The 18,567-nt window shown below is 64.7% G+C and carries 17 protein-coding genes; 2 read left to right on the forward strand and 15 right to left on the reverse strand.

Annotated elements, in window-relative coordinates; all coding sequences use genetic code 11:
• Positions 1–378: 378 nt before the first annotated feature.
• The 15 genes from P1U75_RS05870 to hutI all read right to left on the reverse strand — a co-directional run bounded on the left by P1U75_RS05870 (position 379) and on the right by hutI (position 16,612).
• Positions 379–1,437 carry a phage portal protein gene (locus P1U75_RS05870; protein WP_300240878.1) on the reverse strand — a complete coding sequence of 353 codons (1,059 nt, stop codon included), beginning with the start codon at positions 1,435–1,437 and terminating at the stop codon, positions 379–381.
• 4 nt (positions 1,438–1,441) lie between these two features.
• The gene (locus P1U75_RS05875; protein ID WP_300240880.1) at positions 1,442–2,020 is read right to left on the reverse strand and encodes an HK97 family phage prohead protease; all 579 of its coding nucleotides are present in this window, start codon (positions 2,018–2,020) and stop codon (positions 1,442–1,444) included.
• Positions 2,020–3,294 (reverse strand): phage major capsid protein, encoded by a 1,275-nt coding sequence (locus tag P1U75_RS05880; protein WP_300240882.1) that lies wholly within the window; start codon positions 3,292–3,294, stop codon positions 2,020–2,022. Before P1U75_RS05880 ends, P1U75_RS05875 begins: the two co-directional genes overlap by 1 nt.
• The gene (locus P1U75_RS05885; protein ID WP_300240885.1) at positions 3,287–3,676 is read right to left on the reverse strand and encodes an HNH endonuclease signature motif containing protein; all 390 of its coding nucleotides are present in this window, start codon (positions 3,674–3,676) and stop codon (positions 3,287–3,289) included. Before P1U75_RS05885 ends, P1U75_RS05880 begins: the two co-directional genes overlap by 8 nt.
• Complete coding sequence (locus tag P1U75_RS05890) at positions 3,667–5,316, reverse strand: terminase large subunit (protein WP_300240887.1); 1,650 nt, start codon at positions 5,314–5,316, stop codon at positions 3,667–3,669. Before P1U75_RS05890 ends, P1U75_RS05885 begins: the two co-directional genes overlap by 10 nt.
• Positions 5,317–5,693: 377 nt before the next feature.
• Positions 5,694–5,921 carry a hypothetical protein gene (locus P1U75_RS05895; RefSeq protein ID WP_300240889.1) on the reverse strand — a complete coding sequence of 76 codons (228 nt, stop codon included), beginning with the start codon at positions 5,919–5,921 and terminating at the stop codon, positions 5,694–5,696.
• Positions 5,918–6,469 (reverse strand): phage head-tail connector protein, encoded by a 552-nt coding sequence (locus P1U75_RS05900; protein ID WP_300240892.1) that lies wholly within the window; start codon positions 6,467–6,469, stop codon positions 5,918–5,920. The genes P1U75_RS05895 and P1U75_RS05900 overlap by 4 nt, the downstream gene beginning before the upstream one ends.
• On the reverse strand, positions 6,466–6,816 hold the full coding sequence (locus P1U75_RS05905; RefSeq protein WP_300240895.1) for a hypothetical protein: 351 nt from the start codon (positions 6,814–6,816) through the stop codon (positions 6,466–6,468). The genes P1U75_RS05900 and P1U75_RS05905 overlap by 4 nt, the downstream gene beginning before the upstream one ends.
• Before the next feature lie 509 nt (positions 6,817–7,325).
• Positions 7,326–8,555, reverse strand: a complete 1,230-nt coding sequence (locus P1U75_RS05910) for a calcium-binding protein (protein WP_300240897.1) — start codon at positions 8,553–8,555, stop codon at positions 7,326–7,328.
• Positions 8,556–8,821: 266 nt separating this feature from the next.
• Positions 8,822–9,469, reverse strand: coding sequence for a bifunctional 4-hydroxy-2-oxoglutarate aldolase/2-dehydro-3-deoxy-phosphogluconate aldolase (gene eda / locus P1U75_RS05915; RefSeq protein ID WP_300240906.1), 648 nt, complete (start codon positions 9,467–9,469; stop codon positions 8,822–8,824).
• On the reverse strand, positions 9,459–11,279 hold the full coding sequence (gene edd, locus P1U75_RS05920) for a phosphogluconate dehydratase (protein WP_300240908.1): 1,821 nt from the start codon (positions 11,277–11,279) through the stop codon (positions 9,459–9,461). The genes eda and edd overlap by 11 nt, the downstream gene beginning before the upstream one ends.
• Before the next feature lie 167 nt (positions 11,280–11,446).
• On the reverse strand, positions 11,447–13,126 hold the full coding sequence (gene hutU / locus P1U75_RS05925; protein WP_300240910.1) for a urocanate hydratase: 1,680 nt from the start codon (positions 13,124–13,126) through the stop codon (positions 11,447–11,449).
• A complete protein-coding gene (hutG, locus tag P1U75_RS05930) occupies positions 13,123–13,917 on the reverse strand; it encodes an N-formylglutamate deformylase (RefSeq protein WP_300240912.1) in 795 nt (264 codons plus the stop codon). The genes hutU and hutG overlap by 4 nt, the downstream gene beginning before the upstream one ends.
• Complete coding sequence (hutH, locus tag P1U75_RS05935) at positions 13,914–15,419, reverse strand: histidine ammonia-lyase (RefSeq protein WP_300240914.1); 1,506 nt, start codon at positions 15,417–15,419, stop codon at positions 13,914–13,916. Before hutH ends, hutG begins: the two co-directional genes overlap by 4 nt.
• Positions 15,416–16,612: an imidazolonepropionase gene (gene hutI / locus P1U75_RS05940; protein ID WP_300240916.1), complete on the reverse strand. Its 1,197-nt coding sequence runs from the start codon at positions 16,610–16,612 to the stop codon at positions 15,416–15,418. Before hutI ends, hutH begins: the two co-directional genes overlap by 4 nt.
• 70 nt (positions 16,613–16,682) lie before the next feature.
• On the opposite strand from hutI, the gene P1U75_RS05945 reads away from it, so the two are divergent.
• Together P1U75_RS05945 and P1U75_RS05950 are read left to right on the forward strand one after the other, a co-directional pair.
• Complete coding sequence (locus P1U75_RS05945; RefSeq protein WP_300240918.1) at positions 16,683–18,050, forward strand: formimidoylglutamate deiminase; 1,368 nt, start codon at positions 16,683–16,685, stop codon at positions 18,048–18,050.
• The coding region (locus P1U75_RS05950; RefSeq protein WP_300240920.1) for a GntR family transcriptional regulator at positions 18,047–18,567 on the forward strand (521 nt) is incomplete at its 3' end. The genes P1U75_RS05945 and P1U75_RS05950, both read left to right, overlap by 4 nt.

Consider the following 18,567-nt stretch of genomic DNA (forward strand, 5'->3'; position numbering starts at 1 on the left):
ACATTTGAAACGACACTGAAACGACACTTTCTAGAGGAAACGACACTGTAAAAAACAGGATATAGGGGGAGCAGGTCACAACATGAGGTGTTTGGAATGGATCAAGTGCAGTGATGCGGGGACACGGGACGGGAGGCCACCTACCTGGCCGGGGTCAATCTAGCGATCATCAAAGCGGCGTCGGCGCGGCGCCAAGGGCACGGCATGGCGGCGCCGGGGGCGCGGCCACTGGTGGCGCTGGCCGGGGCGCAGATCGCGGCTCGAAAAGTAAGGCGCGCCACGCCCTAATCGACAAAAGGGCCGCGCGCTGTCGGGGTTTACCCACTCACCGACTTACGGGGTTGCTTTGGGCAAAGGGATAGCCCAGGCGCAACCTGCCTATTCCTTCGCCCAGTCCACCAGATGCAGCGCCTGGCTGGCATCAACGCCCGCCTCTTTCGCCGCTGCCAGCGCCTGAATAACCGCCGTGACTGCCCGTGCCCTGCCGCCCGCGTCGAAGGCTTGCAGGGGGCGCATCACGTCGATTTTCACCTCTTGCCCCAGCTTGGCGCTGGCTTCCTCGGCCAGCAGCTCCGACATGGGTTGAAGCTGCCATTGCGCCAGGTGGCGTTGTGCCTCTCGAACAACGGGGCCGGTTGCCGCGCGGTTCATCAGTGACGGCAAGACGCCATAGGCCATGAGGATGCCCTCACGGGCCGCCGCCAGCGTCTCGGCCGTCATGCTTCTGGACAGGTCCGGAGAAAGTTGGTCGGGCTTTTGCCCGATTTGAGGGTTCATCCCGGCCGCCGTGGATTGGGCAACCCCCTCAATGACCAGAGTGCTACCGCGCCGGCCTTTGAAAGCGGAACGCATGGACGCCATATCATCGGCCCCTGTATCGGGCAGCGGCACAATCTGACTGCCAAGAGGGGCGTTTTCGAATGTCTCCGTCAGGGCCGTTTCGACCGCGTGAAGCATGGCCCCGGTCAGGCTCGACCGCCGCAACGGCGCGGTGCCGATCCACGGGGTCACCGCGTCCGATCCGATCCGCAGGTGCAGCACCTCTGCCGCAAGCGCGGTGACGGAGCGCGCGCCGCCCGCCTCGGGGATGGACAGGCGGTAGGCGCGGGGCTTGCCATTTCGCGTGGTCACATCCCAATCGGTCGCGGGGACAAGCCCCAGGTCGGTAATCAGGAACGCCGCCTCACCGTTGAGCGCCGCGCCGCGGGCGATCATTGCCATTGTCTGCCGGGGCAACAGGTCGGTGCCCGTCACATCCGCCATGGCAAAGCCGCCTTCCCACAGGCTGACACAGCTTTGAACGGAAGCGGTCAGTTCGGCCACGCCGCGCCGCCCGGAAATGTAGCTGTCGCGCGCCGCGATCACCTGGGCGGTGTAACCCGATCCGCTTGACCTGGCCTCGATTGGGCGGAACCAGTTTTTCAGTCGTTCGAGCATGATCTCACCTCCACCGGAGCGCGGCGGGGCGGCGCGTCAAACGCTTTGCCACCTCGCCAATGGGTTGCCAGTTGCGCGCCTCGATCTGCGCTTGCGGATAGGCCGGTTTCGTGACGGCGCTGATCTCGATCAGGTCCGCCGCCTTGATGGTGCGCAGGATCCCCGCCCCGCGTTCCTCGACCGTCTCGCCGCCTGGCCGAACCCGGAAGCCTGGGGAAAGGCCGCGCACCAGCCCGGCCGCATGGGCTGACAGGAAGTCCCGGACATAGGACACTTGCGCCATGTCGCCGCTGATCGTAGCGTCAACGGTCAGGGCGTCGTCGGTTTCGGTCAGGGTCAGGGTGCCGGCCGAACGTGAGGCGAGCGGCTTGTTGAAGTCATGACCGGACAGGAAATGCACATCCTCGCCGCGTTCCAGCCGATCCGCGAAGGCGCGGGGGGCGATCATCTCTCGACGCTCACGCCCCATGCCCACACGCTCGGCCAGCACGGTTTCCCGGCCATACGGGAAGGTTGCCCGAAGGCGGGTTTCCCCGCCCTCGGTGCGCAGCTCAAGGCCGCCGATGTGAGCGCCCCAGAGCATTACGCCGCCGCCAGTTCGAGGCCGGTCAGCAGTTGGAGCTGGGCCGGGCGCGCAACCGTCACGTCCATCGTGGCAAGCGCCGTGATCCGCAGCCCGCCCGACTGGGCATCGCTGTAGGGGTCGCGGATCATGTCCACCGCCCCCCATGCGCCGATGAAGATCGGGGCCACGCCGCCCGCCTTCGTGGTCAGCAGGGCCGAGGTGGCTTCGGGCGAACCGGACGGGGCGGCAATCGCGTTGTTCGTCATCGCGATGTTGCCCGCCGGGATGTTCTTCACCAGCCGATCCCATTCGGTGATCGCGGTGCCGGTGTCAATGTAAACCCCGTCCATGTAATCCCACAGCTCAGGGCGGATCAGCGCCCGCACCGCATCCGGGGAACTCGCCGCGTTCGCGGCCATGAACCGGGTAACCGCCGCCCGGAACGCGGCCCAGCTCGCCAGAGCGTCAACTCCCGTGCTGGTGATCCCGTAGGTGCCCGCCCCGGTGATCACGCCCAGCGGCTGACCGTTGGCCCCGGTACCGAGGAACGCCGCATGATCCATCGCCGCGCCCATGGCCCCGCTCATGTCGCGCCGCACCGCCTGTTCCAGCGCCGCGCCCGACTGTTTCAGGGTCTTGCGGGTGATCCGCATCTGGACGCCCAGGTTGTGATCCGGCTTCATGGAGCGGTCGGTGGTGGCATAAGCAGTCGGCCCGGAGACGTTCGCCGTCTCGCCATCGGCCCAGCCCGCCGACACGGCCGAGGTGGTCACCGGCCATTCAACCGCGCCCGTTTCGATGCTGATCATTTGCGCCCCCATGCGAGCCGCCACGCTGTCGGGGAATAGCCGGTCGATGATCGGCCGCGTCTGCACCGGGTCCGGGCTGCCGCTGGCGATGGTTTCCCCGGCGCGGGTTTCGAGCGCCTGCCACGGAACCGGAACGCCCCGGAACCCGCCCTGTTCGCGCAGCTCGGTCACGATCTCGGCCGTCTGCCCGTCCAGTTGCCGCCCCTCGTCCAGGGCCAGGGCGACCTGGCGCATCTCGAACCCGGACATCAGCTCGGCCCATTCCTGGGCCGAACGGGTTTCCAGTTCGTCGCCAGCCTCGCGCCGCTCGGTATCCTCGGCAATCAGCGCCGCGCGATACCGGGTTTCGTTGGACCGGTATTCCCGATCCAGCTCATCCATCTTGCGAACTTCATCCTCGGCCGGGCTGTCCTTTCCCGCCAGCTCTGCCAGGTTTTGCCGGATTTCCGACTGACGCCGGGCAATTTTCACACTCTCAAGCATTGGTTTCTCCTTTAATGCTCTGTTTCGGATTTGTTGCCAGATCGGCAACGGCCTTCACCCACGCGCTACGCTCGGGGGTTTGGATCGGGGCGGGATGACCGCACTCAATTCGCGTTTTCCTGGTGTGACAGGACGGACAAAGGGCTTGCAGATTGAGCGGGTCATAGGACCGCTCTGGATGCGTCCTGACCGGCTTGATGTGGTCAATCTCCAGTCGCCCACGGGCGCCACAGCTTTTGCAGCGAAAGCCATCGCGCTCCAAAATCGCCATCCGAAGCACCTTCCACCGCTTGGTGCTGGTGACTTTCTTGGAATATCGGTGATGCTGTTTGCGATCTCCGATCACAGATCCAGCCTCGTGCGTGTCAGCTGTCATGCCCATGACGCCCGCGCCTTCCGGGTGGGTGCTGCCCGCATCCGCACCCCTTGCGCTACGGCCAGAACCGTTGCGGCTGCGCTGTCAATTCGCCCCAGAGAGCGTGCCTTGGCCAGTTTATGATTGCCTGCCGGATCAATCAGCGTGATAGCGTCGGCAAAGGCAGCCCGCAGCAGCAGGGACGGGGCGACTTTGATTTCGCCATCGAACAGGGATCGGCGGAAACGCTCGATATCCTCTGCACCGTCCTTCCATCCGAAGCCCCGCATGATGAACGGCACACGCCCGATACCGGCATTTTCCATCGCTTCTAAAAACTCGGCATGGCGAAACCGGTCGCCAACGATACAGGCGGGCTGGATGCCATCCAGCAAGCGCACGATCTCGGCCAACCACGGCCCCGGCGGCACGGTGTTTTCGCCCATCACGGACAATTCGCCCCGTTCCTGCATTTCGACATATCGACTGGAAACGCCATCTGCCGCGCCGCGATCTGCAAGGCCGGGGAAGGCCGGGAAGGTACCAAGCGCCTCAAGCCGCCCGGTCTCGGGCCAGTAAAAGGCCGCCGCTGACATCGACCGAGAACCGCCCAAATCCACGCCGAGAACGCAAGGACCGTCGCGCGGGGGCAGAACATCAGGAGCGACTTCGGCTGATAGCCATTCATCAACCGTAACCAGAACGCTGCGATCCTCGGTGCTGATACGTTCGTTCCGGTTCAGGTTGCGGAATGACGACAGGGCCGAACCGCCGCGCGCAATCGCCCGCTTGGCCTGAGCTACCAGCCATTCCGGCGTTGACCCGATGCCTTCCTTTGCGCCGGGGTTAGCAACCAGCAGGCTTTCCAGATCGTCGGCAGGCAAGCCAAAGGCAGGGCGATGCTCTTGCACAAATGTGCCTGGGGGCGGCTGATCCAGCCAGCGTGAAAAGGTGTTTGTGTCATCAGGGGCGGAAGTCGAGATAATCAACGCTCGACCATCGCGCTTTCCCAAGCCGGACAGGATAGCGTTTTCCAGATCATCGCCTTTGTCGCGCACCCATGCTGCCCGTTCATCCATGATTGCCAGAGTTGGAGCGCCGCCGAGAATGGACTTGCCATCAGCTGCGATAACGCGAACCAACCCGCCGCCGTTGCCCTCGAATTCAATCTCAAGTTTCGATCCACGCCGAATGACGAACAGCGCTTGGTCCGCCTCAGGAAACCCTTGGATAAATCCGAGAACGAAACTGAAAGCCGTCTTGGCCTGGTCACGGTTACGGGCAGCGATAATGACTTCCCGTTTTGGTTGGGGCTTCACTTCAATCGCGCCAACCAGCTCAGCCAGAGCAAGGCCGGCGGCAAGCGCGGTTTTTGCGTTGCCTCGCCCGATCGACAGGACGCCAACCATGACATTCTTGGAATATGCGCCCTTTACGAATTTCCTCTGAAAATCAGCAAGTTTCAGCGGTTTTCCGGCCTTTTTGCCTTCAGGAATGCGCAGAAGCCCCAAAAACTGAATTGCGCGAACACTTGGCGATTTTCCCCGGATTTTTTCGAGGAGAGAAAAAGGAACAGTCCCTCCCCGGTTTCCGGCCTTTTTCAAAGTCGCGGCATTGGGACCATTTGCGAAGAGGTCTGCCTGTACTGTGTCTTTGTCGTTGCTCATCGCTTTTCCTCTCGCGCCTGTCTCTTCATTCAACCGTCTGTCTGTCCCCACCTGCTCAATGGTGAGGTTCGGAGCGAAGGGCATAGGACGACTGCCCACGCGGCGACGCGTGGCAGTCCCCATGCCCTCAGCGTGTAGTTCCTGCTCAACGGAGCCGGTCCATCGCTTCTGGGCCCGTCCGGTCATGCGCTCCTGCCGGTCGGTCGGTTGCTGCTTGCGACACCTGAGCGCGGTGCCGGGGATCGGGCCTCAACCTTTCGGACTGCCCCTTGCCTGTGATCCCGCCCGTGGTAGGCTAGCCTCAAGTGGTGCCACCGTTGTGACCCGAACCACCGCTTGTGGCCCTGCGAATGGTGGCGCGCAGGGTCGCCGCAAAATCATCTGTCAATGACCTCCAGAGCGGCCTCAGGCGCAGCGTGCAGCTCATTCACCAACCGGCGCATGATCTGTTCCTGTTTGGGGCTGGGCCGCCATGTCGGGCGTTTGCCGTGGCGGGAGATTGACCGCACAAAGCCTTGCAGCCACTCGTCACCTTCGGCCATTGCGCGGCGCACCACGCTGGGCCAGTGAAGGGTAAGGATTTCGTCCAGCTCGCCCTCGGTCACAGCGTCACCCCCCGGTAGCGGGCCGCTATGCGGGCCGTGTGAGGTGAAAGCGTCCTGTTCTTCGGGTCTGCTTCCGCGCGGCAATCAAAGTGCAACCCCGCCTGATCGAATAGGGCCTGGGTCAAGTCGGCCGGAATGTCTTCATGGGTTGCCCCGAACCCCGCCTGGTACTCGACTTGGATCAGCGTTGGGGTTAGCCCGAAATAGCAATCTTGCCAGCGGATCAGCGGGCGCGTTCCACCAATGAAATCGAAGCCAGTGAAGGCATCGCCATCTATGGTTACGCTCGGCACCGCCGCTACTGCGACAGGACCGATTGGAAGCGCCAGCAGGCATTCCCGCTCGGGGTCGACAATGGTCAGGCGGATTGTCTGGTTTAGCAACGCGATCTGCGCAAACTGCTCGATTTCGGCGGCCGCTGACCTGCTCATGTTGGTCAGGGTGGCGTCTTCGGCGTCTTCGCCGTTGATACGTAGAAAGAGTTTCAACGCCTCCAGATCGACGGGCAGCACTGATCCACCGGGCGCCCGGTCTACAAGCATCTTCATACCGCAATCTCCACTTCACTGATGTGCTGTAGGAACGCAGCCTGGTCCTTTGCGCTCATGGCGTCATGCGCGGCCAGGGCATAGGCTTTGAGTTCGGAGCGGCTGGCATATGCGGCCCAGCTCCGGGCTTCTTCCATCCCGCCCAGAAACGCGGGCAGCGGGGCACCAGCGGAGCCGATGGACATCGCAGCGGCGTGCTGAGCCTGTTCGGGGGTGAGGGCGTTGAGGGCGGCAAGGGCCAGCGATGCGCGCTCGATATCCGAAAGCCGCAGGACCGCGAGATAGGCGAAGCTGCTCCATCCCTCGGCATCCCCGAGGGTCAGACAGTAGCCCAGCATCTTCGACATGGCCCGGTGCGCGGGCTTGATCAGATTGCCGAAATTTCGGCCGGGTTTCCGGTTTACAGTTGCCCCGTAAGCCGTTGACTTCCCGTGCGTCCCGTTTGGGGGGCGTTTACATTCTTGTTCTGTTCTTTCAAAGGCGTCCGAAGGATTGCAAATCCGTGTACACCGGTTCGATTCCGGTACTCGCCTCCATTTAAAATCAATGACTTAGCGAATTTTGGACGCGCGCCGCTCGGCGCGTCTAAACATTCGTTTTACAGGCCGCCGACGCGCCAGCTGCGCATCGCTCACTCAGTAATGATTAGACATTGCACCGATCCATATTCGTCGCCTTGAATCAAGCAGAGAGACTGAGATCCATGGGCTCAGAACCCGAGACGTATCTGACGCACTACGACTAACCTGACGCCTCACAATTGCATGGATGATAACCGAAAGCGAAAGCACTTTATGTTCAACGTTCATACTTTTTCTCTCGATAAAATGAAAGACATTTCTCCAAATAAACATGGCTACCCTAACCAGAAATCTCCATAGTTCTCGACTATTAGATCGACATCAGCCCACCACAAATAACCCAACAGATCCTCTTCAGAAAACACGCCATCCAATTTAAACCTATACTCGAAATGTTCGCCATCATACAGATTCACAATCGTTTCATCGGCACGGGTTGCGACTTCAAACCAATCGATATTCTTCTCAACAATAATTCGGTCTTTCCCGATTTGAAAATCCATTATCGTATCCGCGCTGCGGTCATTTCGGAGCAGGAACCTATCCGAACCACCTCCGCCCCAAAGGTTGTCGTTACCTTTCCCACCCCATATGTCGTCATCTCCTCCTTGCCCATAGATTTTGTCTTTTTTTTCACCTCCTACCAAGGTATCCCAACCGCTCCCGCCTTGAAGTTGATCTTTTCCCTTCCCCCCGAACAGGAAATCTCGGCCTTTCCCTCCTTTCAAAATGTCCGCACCATCCTGACCATAAACAACATCCCTTCCAGATCCCGCGAAAACGATGTCTTTCTTGCCTGCGCCGACGACTCCGTCGTTTCCGTCTCCTGTGGAAATTTTGTTAGAATATTCAAAGGCGATTACAAGGTCGGCGCTATCTGCCCTGCCACCAGAAACACCGTTCTCTGATGAAAATAGGTTGATGGATTTCGGATTTTTCGGCAAGAAAAGAAAGGCCGCGTCGAACTCACCCGCTATGTATGGCTCCCAGAACTGGATATAATCAACTACAGGATCCGAACTCGCGAACAAGGTTTGATAGGCTCCTCTGCCGGGTTGCTCGGAGAGCTCATCCATGATTTTATTTGTCCAACGGACAACATCACCCATCTTATCGAAACTAGGATCGTCGAAATGGCGCTCTATTTTTTTTTCAAATAGCAATGGCTTATAACAATGCATGATTTCATGCATTACGGCCCGATGTAAAGTTAACTTTTCCAATGTACCATCAAGGGACAGAAACTGAAAATCTAAATCGTCAAGATTTAGCAGAATTTTTTGGGCAAACTTTCGCGCCTGCGTATGATCGCCGGTCACTTTGTAGAATTTCAGCTTTATGTCAGAATTTGCGTCAAAAACCTCTTTAGCCACATCGGACCCGCTGTAAAGATCTGAAATAGCGTTACGAATATCTTCCTTTTCGGTTTTTGAAAACTTCTCGCCCAGCTCAAAAATATTTATTCTAGGGAATTTGACGTTCGAGAGCAATTCGGAAAGAGACATTGTATCTACCCCGGCAGCTTCGCATTGCCCACAAAAGTACACTCCCCTGATTTATTGTCAACCTTGGCAGCCTGCCGCCGATTCTCTGGATGGCGACTTGGGGTTTGGACTCATAGCTCTATGATGGTGGCTGCGGCAGAACCGTTTGGAACACATACCTTTTGGTTCTTTTGACTAATTTGGTGCAAATCCGTGTACACCGGTTCGATTCCGGTACTCGCCTCCAGTTTTCCACGAATTGTCGATCGTTTTCACCGCCCCGCCGGTCAGGGCGCGAGGGTGCGGGCGTGTTCGGCGAGGGCACGGATCGCGTCCCAGTCGCCGGCGGCGACCTGTGGTTTCGGGGCCACCCAGCTGCCGCCGACGCAGGGAACCGTGGGCAAGGCGAGGTAGTCGGGCGCGTTTGCCGGGCTGACCCCTCCGGTCGGGCAGAAGGAAATCTGCGGCAGCGGCGCGCCCAGCGCTGCAAGCGCCGCCGCGCCGCCCACTGCCTCGGCGGGAAAGAACTTCAGCATGTCGTAGCCGCGCGCCAGAAGCGCCATCGCCTCGCTCGCCGTGGCCGCGCCGGGCAGGAGCGGCAGCCCCGCCGCTTCGCAGGCATCGAGCAACGCATCGGTCGCGCCGGGGGAGACGGCGAATCGGGCCCCCGCCGCTTGTGCGATCCGCACGTCGGCCGGTGTGATCACGGTGCCGGCGCCGACAATGGCCCCCGGGACCCGGGACATCTCGCGAATGACCTCTGGCGCGGCCGGGGTGCGCAGCGTCACCTCCAGCACCGGCAGACCACCCGCCACCAGCGCCTCGGCCAGGGGCCTCGCCCTTGCGGCATCCTCGATCACCAGCACCGGGATCACCGGGGCCAGCGCCGCCAATTCGCGCATGCGCCGACTGGCAGCGGCGGGATCAATCGCCATCGAAGCCCCCGAAAACCGTGGCTCCTGCGGTGGCGGGCGAGACCGCGTCGCGGAAGGCCGCGAACAGCTCGCGCCCCGTCCCGGCCGCATTGAGCGAAAGATCGGCCGTTGCCGGGGCGCGGTCCAGCACCCCCTCGGACAGGATGTCCAGCCGCCCCGACACCGCATCGACCCGCAAGAGATCGCCATCGCGCAACCGCGCGATCGGACCGCCGTCAAGCGCCTCGGGGCAGAGATGAATCGCCGCTGGCACCTTGCCCGAGGCCCCCGACATGCGCCCGTCGGTCACCAGCGCGACCCTTTGCCCCCGGCCCTGCAGAATTGACAGAACCGGCGTCAGACTGTGCAACTCGGGCATGCCGTTGGCGCGCGGCCCCTGGAACCGGACGACGACCACGACGTCGCCAGTCAGTTCGCCGGCCTTGAAGGCCGCCTTGACCGCCTCCTGATCGTCAAAGACGCGCGCGGGCGCCTCAACGACGTGATGTTCGGGCGCCACGGCCGAGACCTTCATCACCCCGGTGCCGAGCGATCCGGCCAGCCGCCGCAACCCGCCGCTGGGCTGGAACGGGTCGGAGGCCGGGCGCAGGATCCTGTCGTTCAGGCTCTCGCTTGCGCCCGCCTGCCAGGTCAGGTCGCCGTCAGTCAGTTTGGGCTCCTGCGTGTAGCGGTGCAGCCCCCGCCCGGCGACGGTTTCGGTGTCGGGGTGCAGCAGACCGGCCTCCAGCAGGGTGCCGATGACATAGCCAAGCCCGCCGGCGGCGTGGAAATGGTTCACGTCCGCGAGGCCGTTGGGATAGACCCGCGCGACCAGCGGCGTGACCTCGGAGAGATCGGAAAAATCCTCCCAGTCCAGCACGATCCCCCCGGCGCGGGCCATCGCGACCAGGTGGATCAGGTGGTTGGTCGATCCGCCGGTGGCATTCAGCCCGACGATGCCGTTGACGAAGGCGCGCGCGTCGAGGATGCGGCAGACCGGGGTATATTCATCGCCCAGCGCGCTCAGCGCCAGTGCCCGCCGGGCGCCCTCCCGGGTCAGCGCATCGCGCAGCGGCGTGTCGGGGTTGACGAAGCTGGCGCCGGGCAGGTGCAACCCCATGAATTCCATCAGCATCTGGTTGGAATTGGCGGTGCCGTAGAAGGTGCAGGTGCCCGCCCCGTGGTACGAGGCCATCTCGGCGGCCATCAGCGCCTCGCGCCCGACCTCTCCGGCGGCGAACTGCTGTCGAACCTTTGCTTTTTCGTCGTTAGGAAGGCCACTGGTCATCGGCCCGGCGGGCAGGAAGACGGCGGGCAGGTGACCAAAGCTCTGCGCCGCGATCACCAGCCCCGGCACGATCTTGTCGCAGACGCCAAGGAACACGGCGGCGTCGAATACGTTGTGGCTGAGCGCGACGGCGGCGGCCATGGCGATCACATCGCGGGAAAACAGGCTGAGTTCCATGCCCGCCGCGCCCTGGGTGACGCCATCGCACATCGCCGGCACCCCGCCGGCCACCTGCGCCGTGCCGCCTGCGTCGCGCGCGGCGTCGCGGATCAGCTCGGGGAAATGCTCGAACGGGCGATGCGCCGAAAGCATGTCGTTATAGGCGGTGATGATGCCGAGGTTGCCGGCTCTGCCTGTCGCCAGCGCCTGCTGATCCGTGCCTGCACCGGCATAGGCATGCGCCTGGCCCGAGCAGGACAGATGCGCCCGCGCCGGCCCCTGGTCACGCGCGGCCTTCATCCGGTCGAGATAGGCGGCGCGGGTGGGTTTGCTCCGGCTTTCGATCCGCTCGGTCACGTCGCGTATGGTGGGGTGTACTGGCATCGCTCTCCTGTCCTGGCCCGGGTCCGCAGGGGGCGCGAACCACCTGCGCGGGTCTCTCCGGTCGCGCAGGGCACGGGGTTCAACAATCGGGAGCGGGCGGCGGATTTGCAACCGGAAACCGCCCTCGCCCTGCGGTCGAGAGGCCAGTTGAACGATACTTGCGCGGATCAGCCGAGGATGCCCGGCAGATCGAGCCCGTGTTCACGCGCGCAGTCAAGGGCGATGTCGTAACCGGCATCGGCGTGGCGCATCACGCCGCTGGCTGGATCGTTCCACAGCACCCGCGCGATGCGCCGGTCGGCATCCTCGCTCCCGTCGCAGCAGATCACCATGCCGGAATGCTGCGAAAACCCCATGCCGACGCCGCCGCCATGATGCAGCGAAACCCAGGTCGCGCCCGACGCGGTGTTGAGCAGCGCATTCAGCAACGGCCAGTCGCTGACCGCGTCGGAGCCGTCCTGCATCGCCTCGGTCTCGCGGTTGGGCGAGGCGACCGAGCCGGAATCGAGGTGATCGCGGCCGATCACCACCGGCGCCTTGAGCTCGCCCTTGCGCACCATCTCGTTGAAGGCCAGCCCCAGCCTGTGCCGCTGACCCAACCCGACCCAGCAGATCCGCGCCGGCAGCCCCTGAAAGGCGATCCGTGCGCGCGCCATGTCGAGCCAGTTGTGCAGATGCGGATCGTCGATCAGCTCCTTCACCTTTGCGTCGGTCCTGTGGATATCCTCGGGATCGCCCGACAGCGCGCACCAGCGGAACGGACCGACACCGCGACAGAACAGCGGGCGGATGTAGGCGGGAACGAAACCGGGAAAGGCAAAGGCATCCTTCAGCCCCTCATCCAGCGCGACCTGGCGGATGTTGTTGCCGTAGTCCACGGTGGGCACGCCCGCATTCCAGAACGCGACCATCGCCGCCACATGGGACCTGATGCTGGCGCGGGCGGCGCGCTCCACCGCCTTGGGGTCGCTTTCTTGTTTGGCGCGCCATTCCGCGACGGTCCAGCCCTGCGGCAGGTAACCGTGGATCGGGTCATGCGCGCTGGTCTGGTCGGTGACGATGTCGGGGCGCTGGCCGCCGGCCTTCATCCTTGCGGCAAGCTCGGGAAAGACATCGGCGGCATTGCCGATCAGCGCCACGGATTTCGCCGCCCCCTCCTGCGTCCACTGGTAGATCAGCGCCAGCGCCTCGTCGAGATCGCGGGTCTTGACGTCGACATAGCCGGTGCGCAGGCGGAAATCGGCGCGGGTTTCATCGCACTCCACCGCCAGGCAACTGGCCCCGGCCATGACCGCCGCCAGCGGCTGGGCGCCGCCCATGCCACCGAGACCGGCGGTGAGGATCCATTTGCCGGTGAGGTCCCCGTCATAGTGCTGGCGACCGGCCTCGACGAAGGTCTCGTAGGTGCCCTGAACGATGCCCTGGCTGCCGATGTAGATCCACGACCCCGCGGTCATCTGGCCGTACATCATCAGCCCCTTCTTATCGAGTGCGTTGAAATGATCCCAGGTGGCCCAGTGCGGCACCAGGTTGGAATTGGCGATCAGCACGCGGGGGGCATCGGCATGGGTGCGGAACACGCCCACCGGCTTGCCCGATTGCACCAGCAGGGTCTGATCCGCCTCGAGCCGGCGCAGGGTCTCGACGATGCGGTCGAAATCGGCCCAGGTGCGGGCGGCGCGGCCGATGCCGCCATAGACGACCAACTCGTGCGGGTTCTCGGCGACATCCGGGTGCAGGTTGTTCATCAGCATCCGCAGCGGCGCCTCGGTGAGCCAGGATTTGGCGGTAATCTCCGTCCCCGTGGGCGGAAAGACGTCGCGAGCATTGTGGCGGGGATCGGTCATGTCAGCGCTCCTGTTGCAACAAGATCGTTCAAGGTGTTGAGGATTCTGGACAAATGGATGCGCAATCGCGTGGCTTTCGCGGCGTCCCAGACCCAGGGCGGCGCCTCCTCCATGTAGGTGGATTGCGCCAGCTCCATCTGGATCGCGTGGAACCCCGTCTCCGGACGGCCGTAATGGCGGGTTGTCCAGCCGCCTTTGAACCGTCCGTTCACCACCAGGCTGAAGCTGGGTGCTATGCGGCAAATGTTTTCCACGGCTTTTTCCACAGCTGGCCGGCAGGTGGTGGAATTGTTGGTGCCAATGTTGAAATCCGGCAATTGTCCGGCGAACAGCCGTGGAATAACCGACCGGATGGAGTGACAATCGTAAAGGATGGCGCAGCCATGCAGCTGCCGGACCCGCTCCAGTTCTGTGGATAAGACGGAGTGATAGGGCGCGTGCCAGCGGGCGCGCCGGTCTGCGATCTCCTCCGCGTCCGGCGCCTGCCCGGTGCGATAGATCGGGTTTCCGTCGAAATCGGTCAGCGGGCACAGATCGGTGGTGTTCTGGCCGGGATAAAGGCTCTCGCCGTCGGGCGGGCGGTTCACGTCGATGACATAACGGTGGATCGGCGTGCGCACCATCGTCACATCGTCACGCAACCCATTGTAAAGACGATCGATATGCCAATCCGTATCGGCCAGCGCCCGGCCCCGGTCATTGAGCCTTGCGGCGATCTCCGGCGGCAGGTCGGTGCCGGTATGGGGCAGGCCGAGCACGATCGGGCCGTCGCCGCGGGTCACCTCGATCATGACACCGCCTCCACCAGCGCGCCGGTCAGGACCAGATCCGCCGCCGTTTCGATCTCGGGCGCGAGGTAACGGTCCTGCCCCAGTGGCGGGATCTCGGCGCGCACCCGCGCCAGGGCGCGGGCCAGCTGCGGCGAGGTTTCAAGCGGCGCGCGCGCCTCGATCCCGGCGCAGGCACACAGCGCCTCGACCCCCTGGATCACCGCCAGGTTCCGCGCCATCCGCATCAGGCGAAAGGCACCGTGGGCGGCCATGCTCACATGGTCCTCCTGGTTGGCCGAGGTCGGCGTGCTGTCGGTGACGCAGGGGTTAGCCAGATGCTTGTTCTCGCTCATCAGCGCGGCGGTGGTGACCTCGGCGATCATGAAGCCGGAGTTCAGCCCGGGATCGGGGGTCAGGAAGGGCGGCAAATCAAAGCTCAGCGTCGGATCGACCATCAGCGCCACCCGCCGCTGGGAAATCGCCCCCAGTTCCGACAGCGCCATCGCCAGCATGTCGGCGGCAAAGCCCACCGGTTCGGCGTGGAAATTGCCGCCAGACAGGATGCGCCCCGCCCCGGTCAGGACCAGCGGATTGTCGGTGACCGCGTTGGCCTCGGTCTCCAGCGTGCGGGCGGCCATCTCGATCACGTCCAGCGCCGCGCCAGCGACCTGAGGCTGACAGCGGATGCAATAGGGGTCCTGCACCCGGGAATCGCCGTCGCGGTGGCTTTCGCGGATGGCGCTGCCGGTCATCAGCGCCCGCATGCGCCGCGCGATCCGGATCTGGCCGGCATGGCCGCGCAGATCGTGGATTTCCGGCGCCAGCGGCGCGGTGGAGCCCATGATCGCATCGGTGCTGAGCGCGGCGATGACGATGGAGTTCTCCACCGCGCGGCGCGCCTCGAACAGCCCGGCCAGCGCGCAGGCGGTGGAAAACTGCGTGCCGTTGATCAGCGCCAGCCCCTCTTTCGGGCCCAGCACCACCGGCTTTAACCCGGCGCGGGACAAGGCCGCGTCACCCGGCATCCGGGTGCCGCCGACAACCGCCTCGCCCCGCCCGATCATCACCGCCGCCATATGCGCCAGCGGCGCCAGATCGCCCGAGGCCCCGACCGAGCCCTGATGCGGCACCACCGGCACCACGCCACGCGCGAGCATACCCTCGATCAGCGCGCAGACCTCCCAGCGCACGCCGGAGGCGCCCCGGCCCAGCGAGTTGAGCTTCAGCGCCATCATCAGCCGGGTGAGCGCGGGGTCCAGCGCCGCGCCCACCCCGCAGCAATGCGACAGGATCAGGTTTTCCTGCAGCCGCGCGGTGTCCTGCGGCGCGATCTTGCGGCTGGCCAGCTTGCCGAACCCGGTGTTCACGCCATAGACCGGCGCGGTGCCACGGGCCGCCTCGGCGACTTGGGCGGCGGCCTGCTCCACCGCCGCGCGCGCGCCCTCGGCCAGGGCCAGCGGCGCATCGTCGCGATAGACCTTCTCCCAGGTCTCCAGCGTCACCTGTCCGGGTTCGGCGATCATCCCTGGCCTCCGAAAATGCGGCGATGGAGCGGGTTGAACCCGATCCGATAGGCCAGTTCCCCCGGCGATTTCACATCCCAGACGGCCAGATCGGCGCGCAGCCCCGGCGCGAGACGGCCGCAATCGGCCAGCCCCAGCGCGCGGGCGGCGTGACAGGTGACGCCCGCCAACGCCTCTTGCGGGGTGAGGCGGAACAGGGTGCAGCCCATGTTCATCGCCAAGAGAAGCGAGGACAGCGGCGAGGATCCGGGGTTGCAATCGGTCGCCAGCGCCATCGGCACGCCGTGGATGCGAAAGGCCGCAACTGGCGGAACTTGCGTTTCGTGCAAGGTGTAGAAGGCGCCGGGCAAGAGCACCGCGACCATGTCCGATCCGGCCAGCGCGGCGGCATCCGCGTCTGTCGCATACTCGACATGATCGGCCGAAAGCGCGCCGTAGCGCGCCGCCAGCGCGGTGCCGCCCAGGTGGGAAAGCTGCTCGGCATGCAGCTTCACCGGCAGGCCCAGATCGCGGGCGGCGTCAAAGACGCGGGCGATCTGGGCCGGGGAAAAGGCGATCCCCTCGCAGAACCCGTCGACGGCATCCACCAGCCCCTCCGCCGCGGCGGCGCGCAGGGCGGGCAGGCAGACCTCGTCGAGATAGGCGTCCGCACGGCCCGCGTAGTCCGCCGGAACGGCATGGGCGCCGAGGAAACTGGTGCGCACCCTTACCGGGCGGTACTGCTCCAGCGCGCGGGCGGCGCGCAGCATCCGCAATTCGGTCTCCAGATCCAGACCATATCCCGACTTGACCTCGACCACCGCGACCCCTTCGGAAAGCAGCGCGTCGAGGCGGAGCAAGGCGGCGGCGATCAGTTCCGGTTCATCGGCCCCGCGCGTGGCCGCGACGGTGGAGATGATGCCGCCGCCGGCGCGAGCGATCTCTTCGTAGCTGGCGCCCTCGAGCCGCATCTCGAATTCGCGGGCGCGGTCGCCGCCGTGGATCAGGTGGGTGTGGCAATCGATCAGCGCCGGGGTCACCAGCCGCCCGCCCAGCGAGTCGCGCGGCCAGCCCTCATAGGGCGCGGGCAGGTCCGGTCCGAGATGGGCGATGCGGCCCTTCTCGATCGCGATTACCCCGTCCGGGATCAGGCCATAGCCCCCTTCGGGCGGCATCGCGGCGATGATCGCATCCGTGAAAACCTGTCGGGTCATTCAGATTGCCTTGTTATGTCTATCCTTATTCTGTTATGTCTGCACATAATAACAAGGTCAAGAGGCACTCATGACGAAACTCCATGCCCGCACCGCATTGCTGCCTGAAGGCTGGGCCGAGGAGGTGGCGCTCGATCTTTCGGCCGACGGGCGTATCCTGGGGGTCGAGACCGGGGTCCCGCAGGGCGAGGCCGGACGGGTCGATATCCTGTTGCCGGCGCCGGCCAACCTGCATTCGCACGCCTTCCAGCGCGCCATGTCCGGGCTGACCGAGCGGCGCGGTGAAGCGGGCCGCGACAGTTTCTGGACCTGGCGGCAGTGGATGTACCGGTTCCTCGACCGGATCACGCCCGAGGACGCCGAGGCGCTGGCCGCACAGGTGCAGGCGGAGACGCTGGAGGCGGGATTCGCCGCCATCGGCGAATTTCACTACCTGCATCACGCGCCTGACGGGCAGCCCTACGGCAACCCGGCGGAGATGAGCGCGCGGATCTGCGCGGCGGCGGATCAGACCGGGATCGGCCTGACCCTTTTGCCGGTGCTCTACCAGCAGGGCGGCGCGGATGGCCGCCCGCTGGGCGGCGGGCAACGGCGGTTCGGCTGCGGCACCGATCAGTTTTTCAGCTTGAGGGATGCGGCGCGACGGGCGCTTTCCTCCCTGCCCGACGACGCCTGCCTTGGCGTAGCGCCGCATTCGCTGCGCGCGGTCCCCCCCGGAGCGCTGCGGCAGGTGATCGACGCGACAGATGGCCCGCTGCACATCCATGCCGCCGAGCAACTGGCCGAGGTCGAGGAAATCAGGGCAACGCTGGGGGCACGGCCGGTCGAATGGCTGCTGGAAAACGCCGGACCGGATTCGCGCTGGTGCCTGGTGCATTGCACGCAGATGACCCCGCAGGAGGCCGGGGCGCTGGCCCGAACCGGCGCTGTGGCCGGGCTCTGCCCGATTACCGAGGCGAATCTGGGCGACGGGGTCTTCGACGGGCCGGGTTGGCTGGCGGCGGGCGGCGCGCTTGGGGTAGGCTCGGACAGCAACGTCCGAATCTCGCTGACCGGGGAACTGCGCCTGCTGGAATATTCGCAACGCTTACGCGACCGCGCGCGCGCCGTGCTCGCCCCGCCGGGCGGATCGACGGGGCGCGCGCTTTACGACGCGGCCTTGGCCGGCGGTGCCCAGGCGCTGGGGCGGGACAGCGGGCGGATCGCTGCGGGATGCTGGGCCGATCTGGTCGCGCTCGACGGCGCGGCGCCCGATCTGGCCGGGCGCAGCGGCGATGCGGTTCTCGACACCTGGATCTTTGGCCGCGGCGGGGCGCTGGTGCGCGATGTCTGGGCGGCGGGGCGCCATGTGGTGCGCGACGGCCGCCACGTGAACCGTGACACCATCGCAAACCGTTTTCGCGCCACCATGACCCGGCTGGCGGAGGCCAGCGGATGAACCTGGGCTGGCAGGATGTGCGCGACGAGGCGCTGCGCCGGATCCGCAGCCGCGCCTGGGCGCCCGGGGCGTTGATCCCGAACGAGGCCGACCTGGCGCAGGAATTGGGTTGTGCCCGCGCCACCGTCAACCGCGCGTTGCGGGCGCTGGCCGAAGAGGGCTGGCTGGACCGGCGGCGCAAGGCGGGGACGCGGGTGGCCCTGGCGCCGCAGCGGCGCGCGCAGCTTGCCATTCCGCTGATCCGCCGGCAGATCGAGGCGCGCGGGCAGCGGTTCACGCATCGTATCCTTGCCCGCAGCTCGGAGGGGATGCCGTCGCATGTTCTGGCGCTGCTCGGCCTTGCCGCCCCGGGTCCGCAAGCGATGCATGTCCGCACCCTCTATTGCGCTGACGGGACGGCTTTCGCGCTGGAGGATCGCTGGGTCAACCTGGCGATGGTGCCGGAGATCGCCACGGCCGATCTTGACGCGCACGACCCCAACGAATGGCTGGTGCGCAATGCGCCTTTTGCCCATGG

The sequence above is a fragment of the Antarcticimicrobium sp. genome (assembly GCF_029212575.1).
Taxonomy (GTDB): Bacteria; Pseudomonadota; Alphaproteobacteria; order Rhodobacterales; family Rhodobacteraceae; genus Antarcticimicrobium.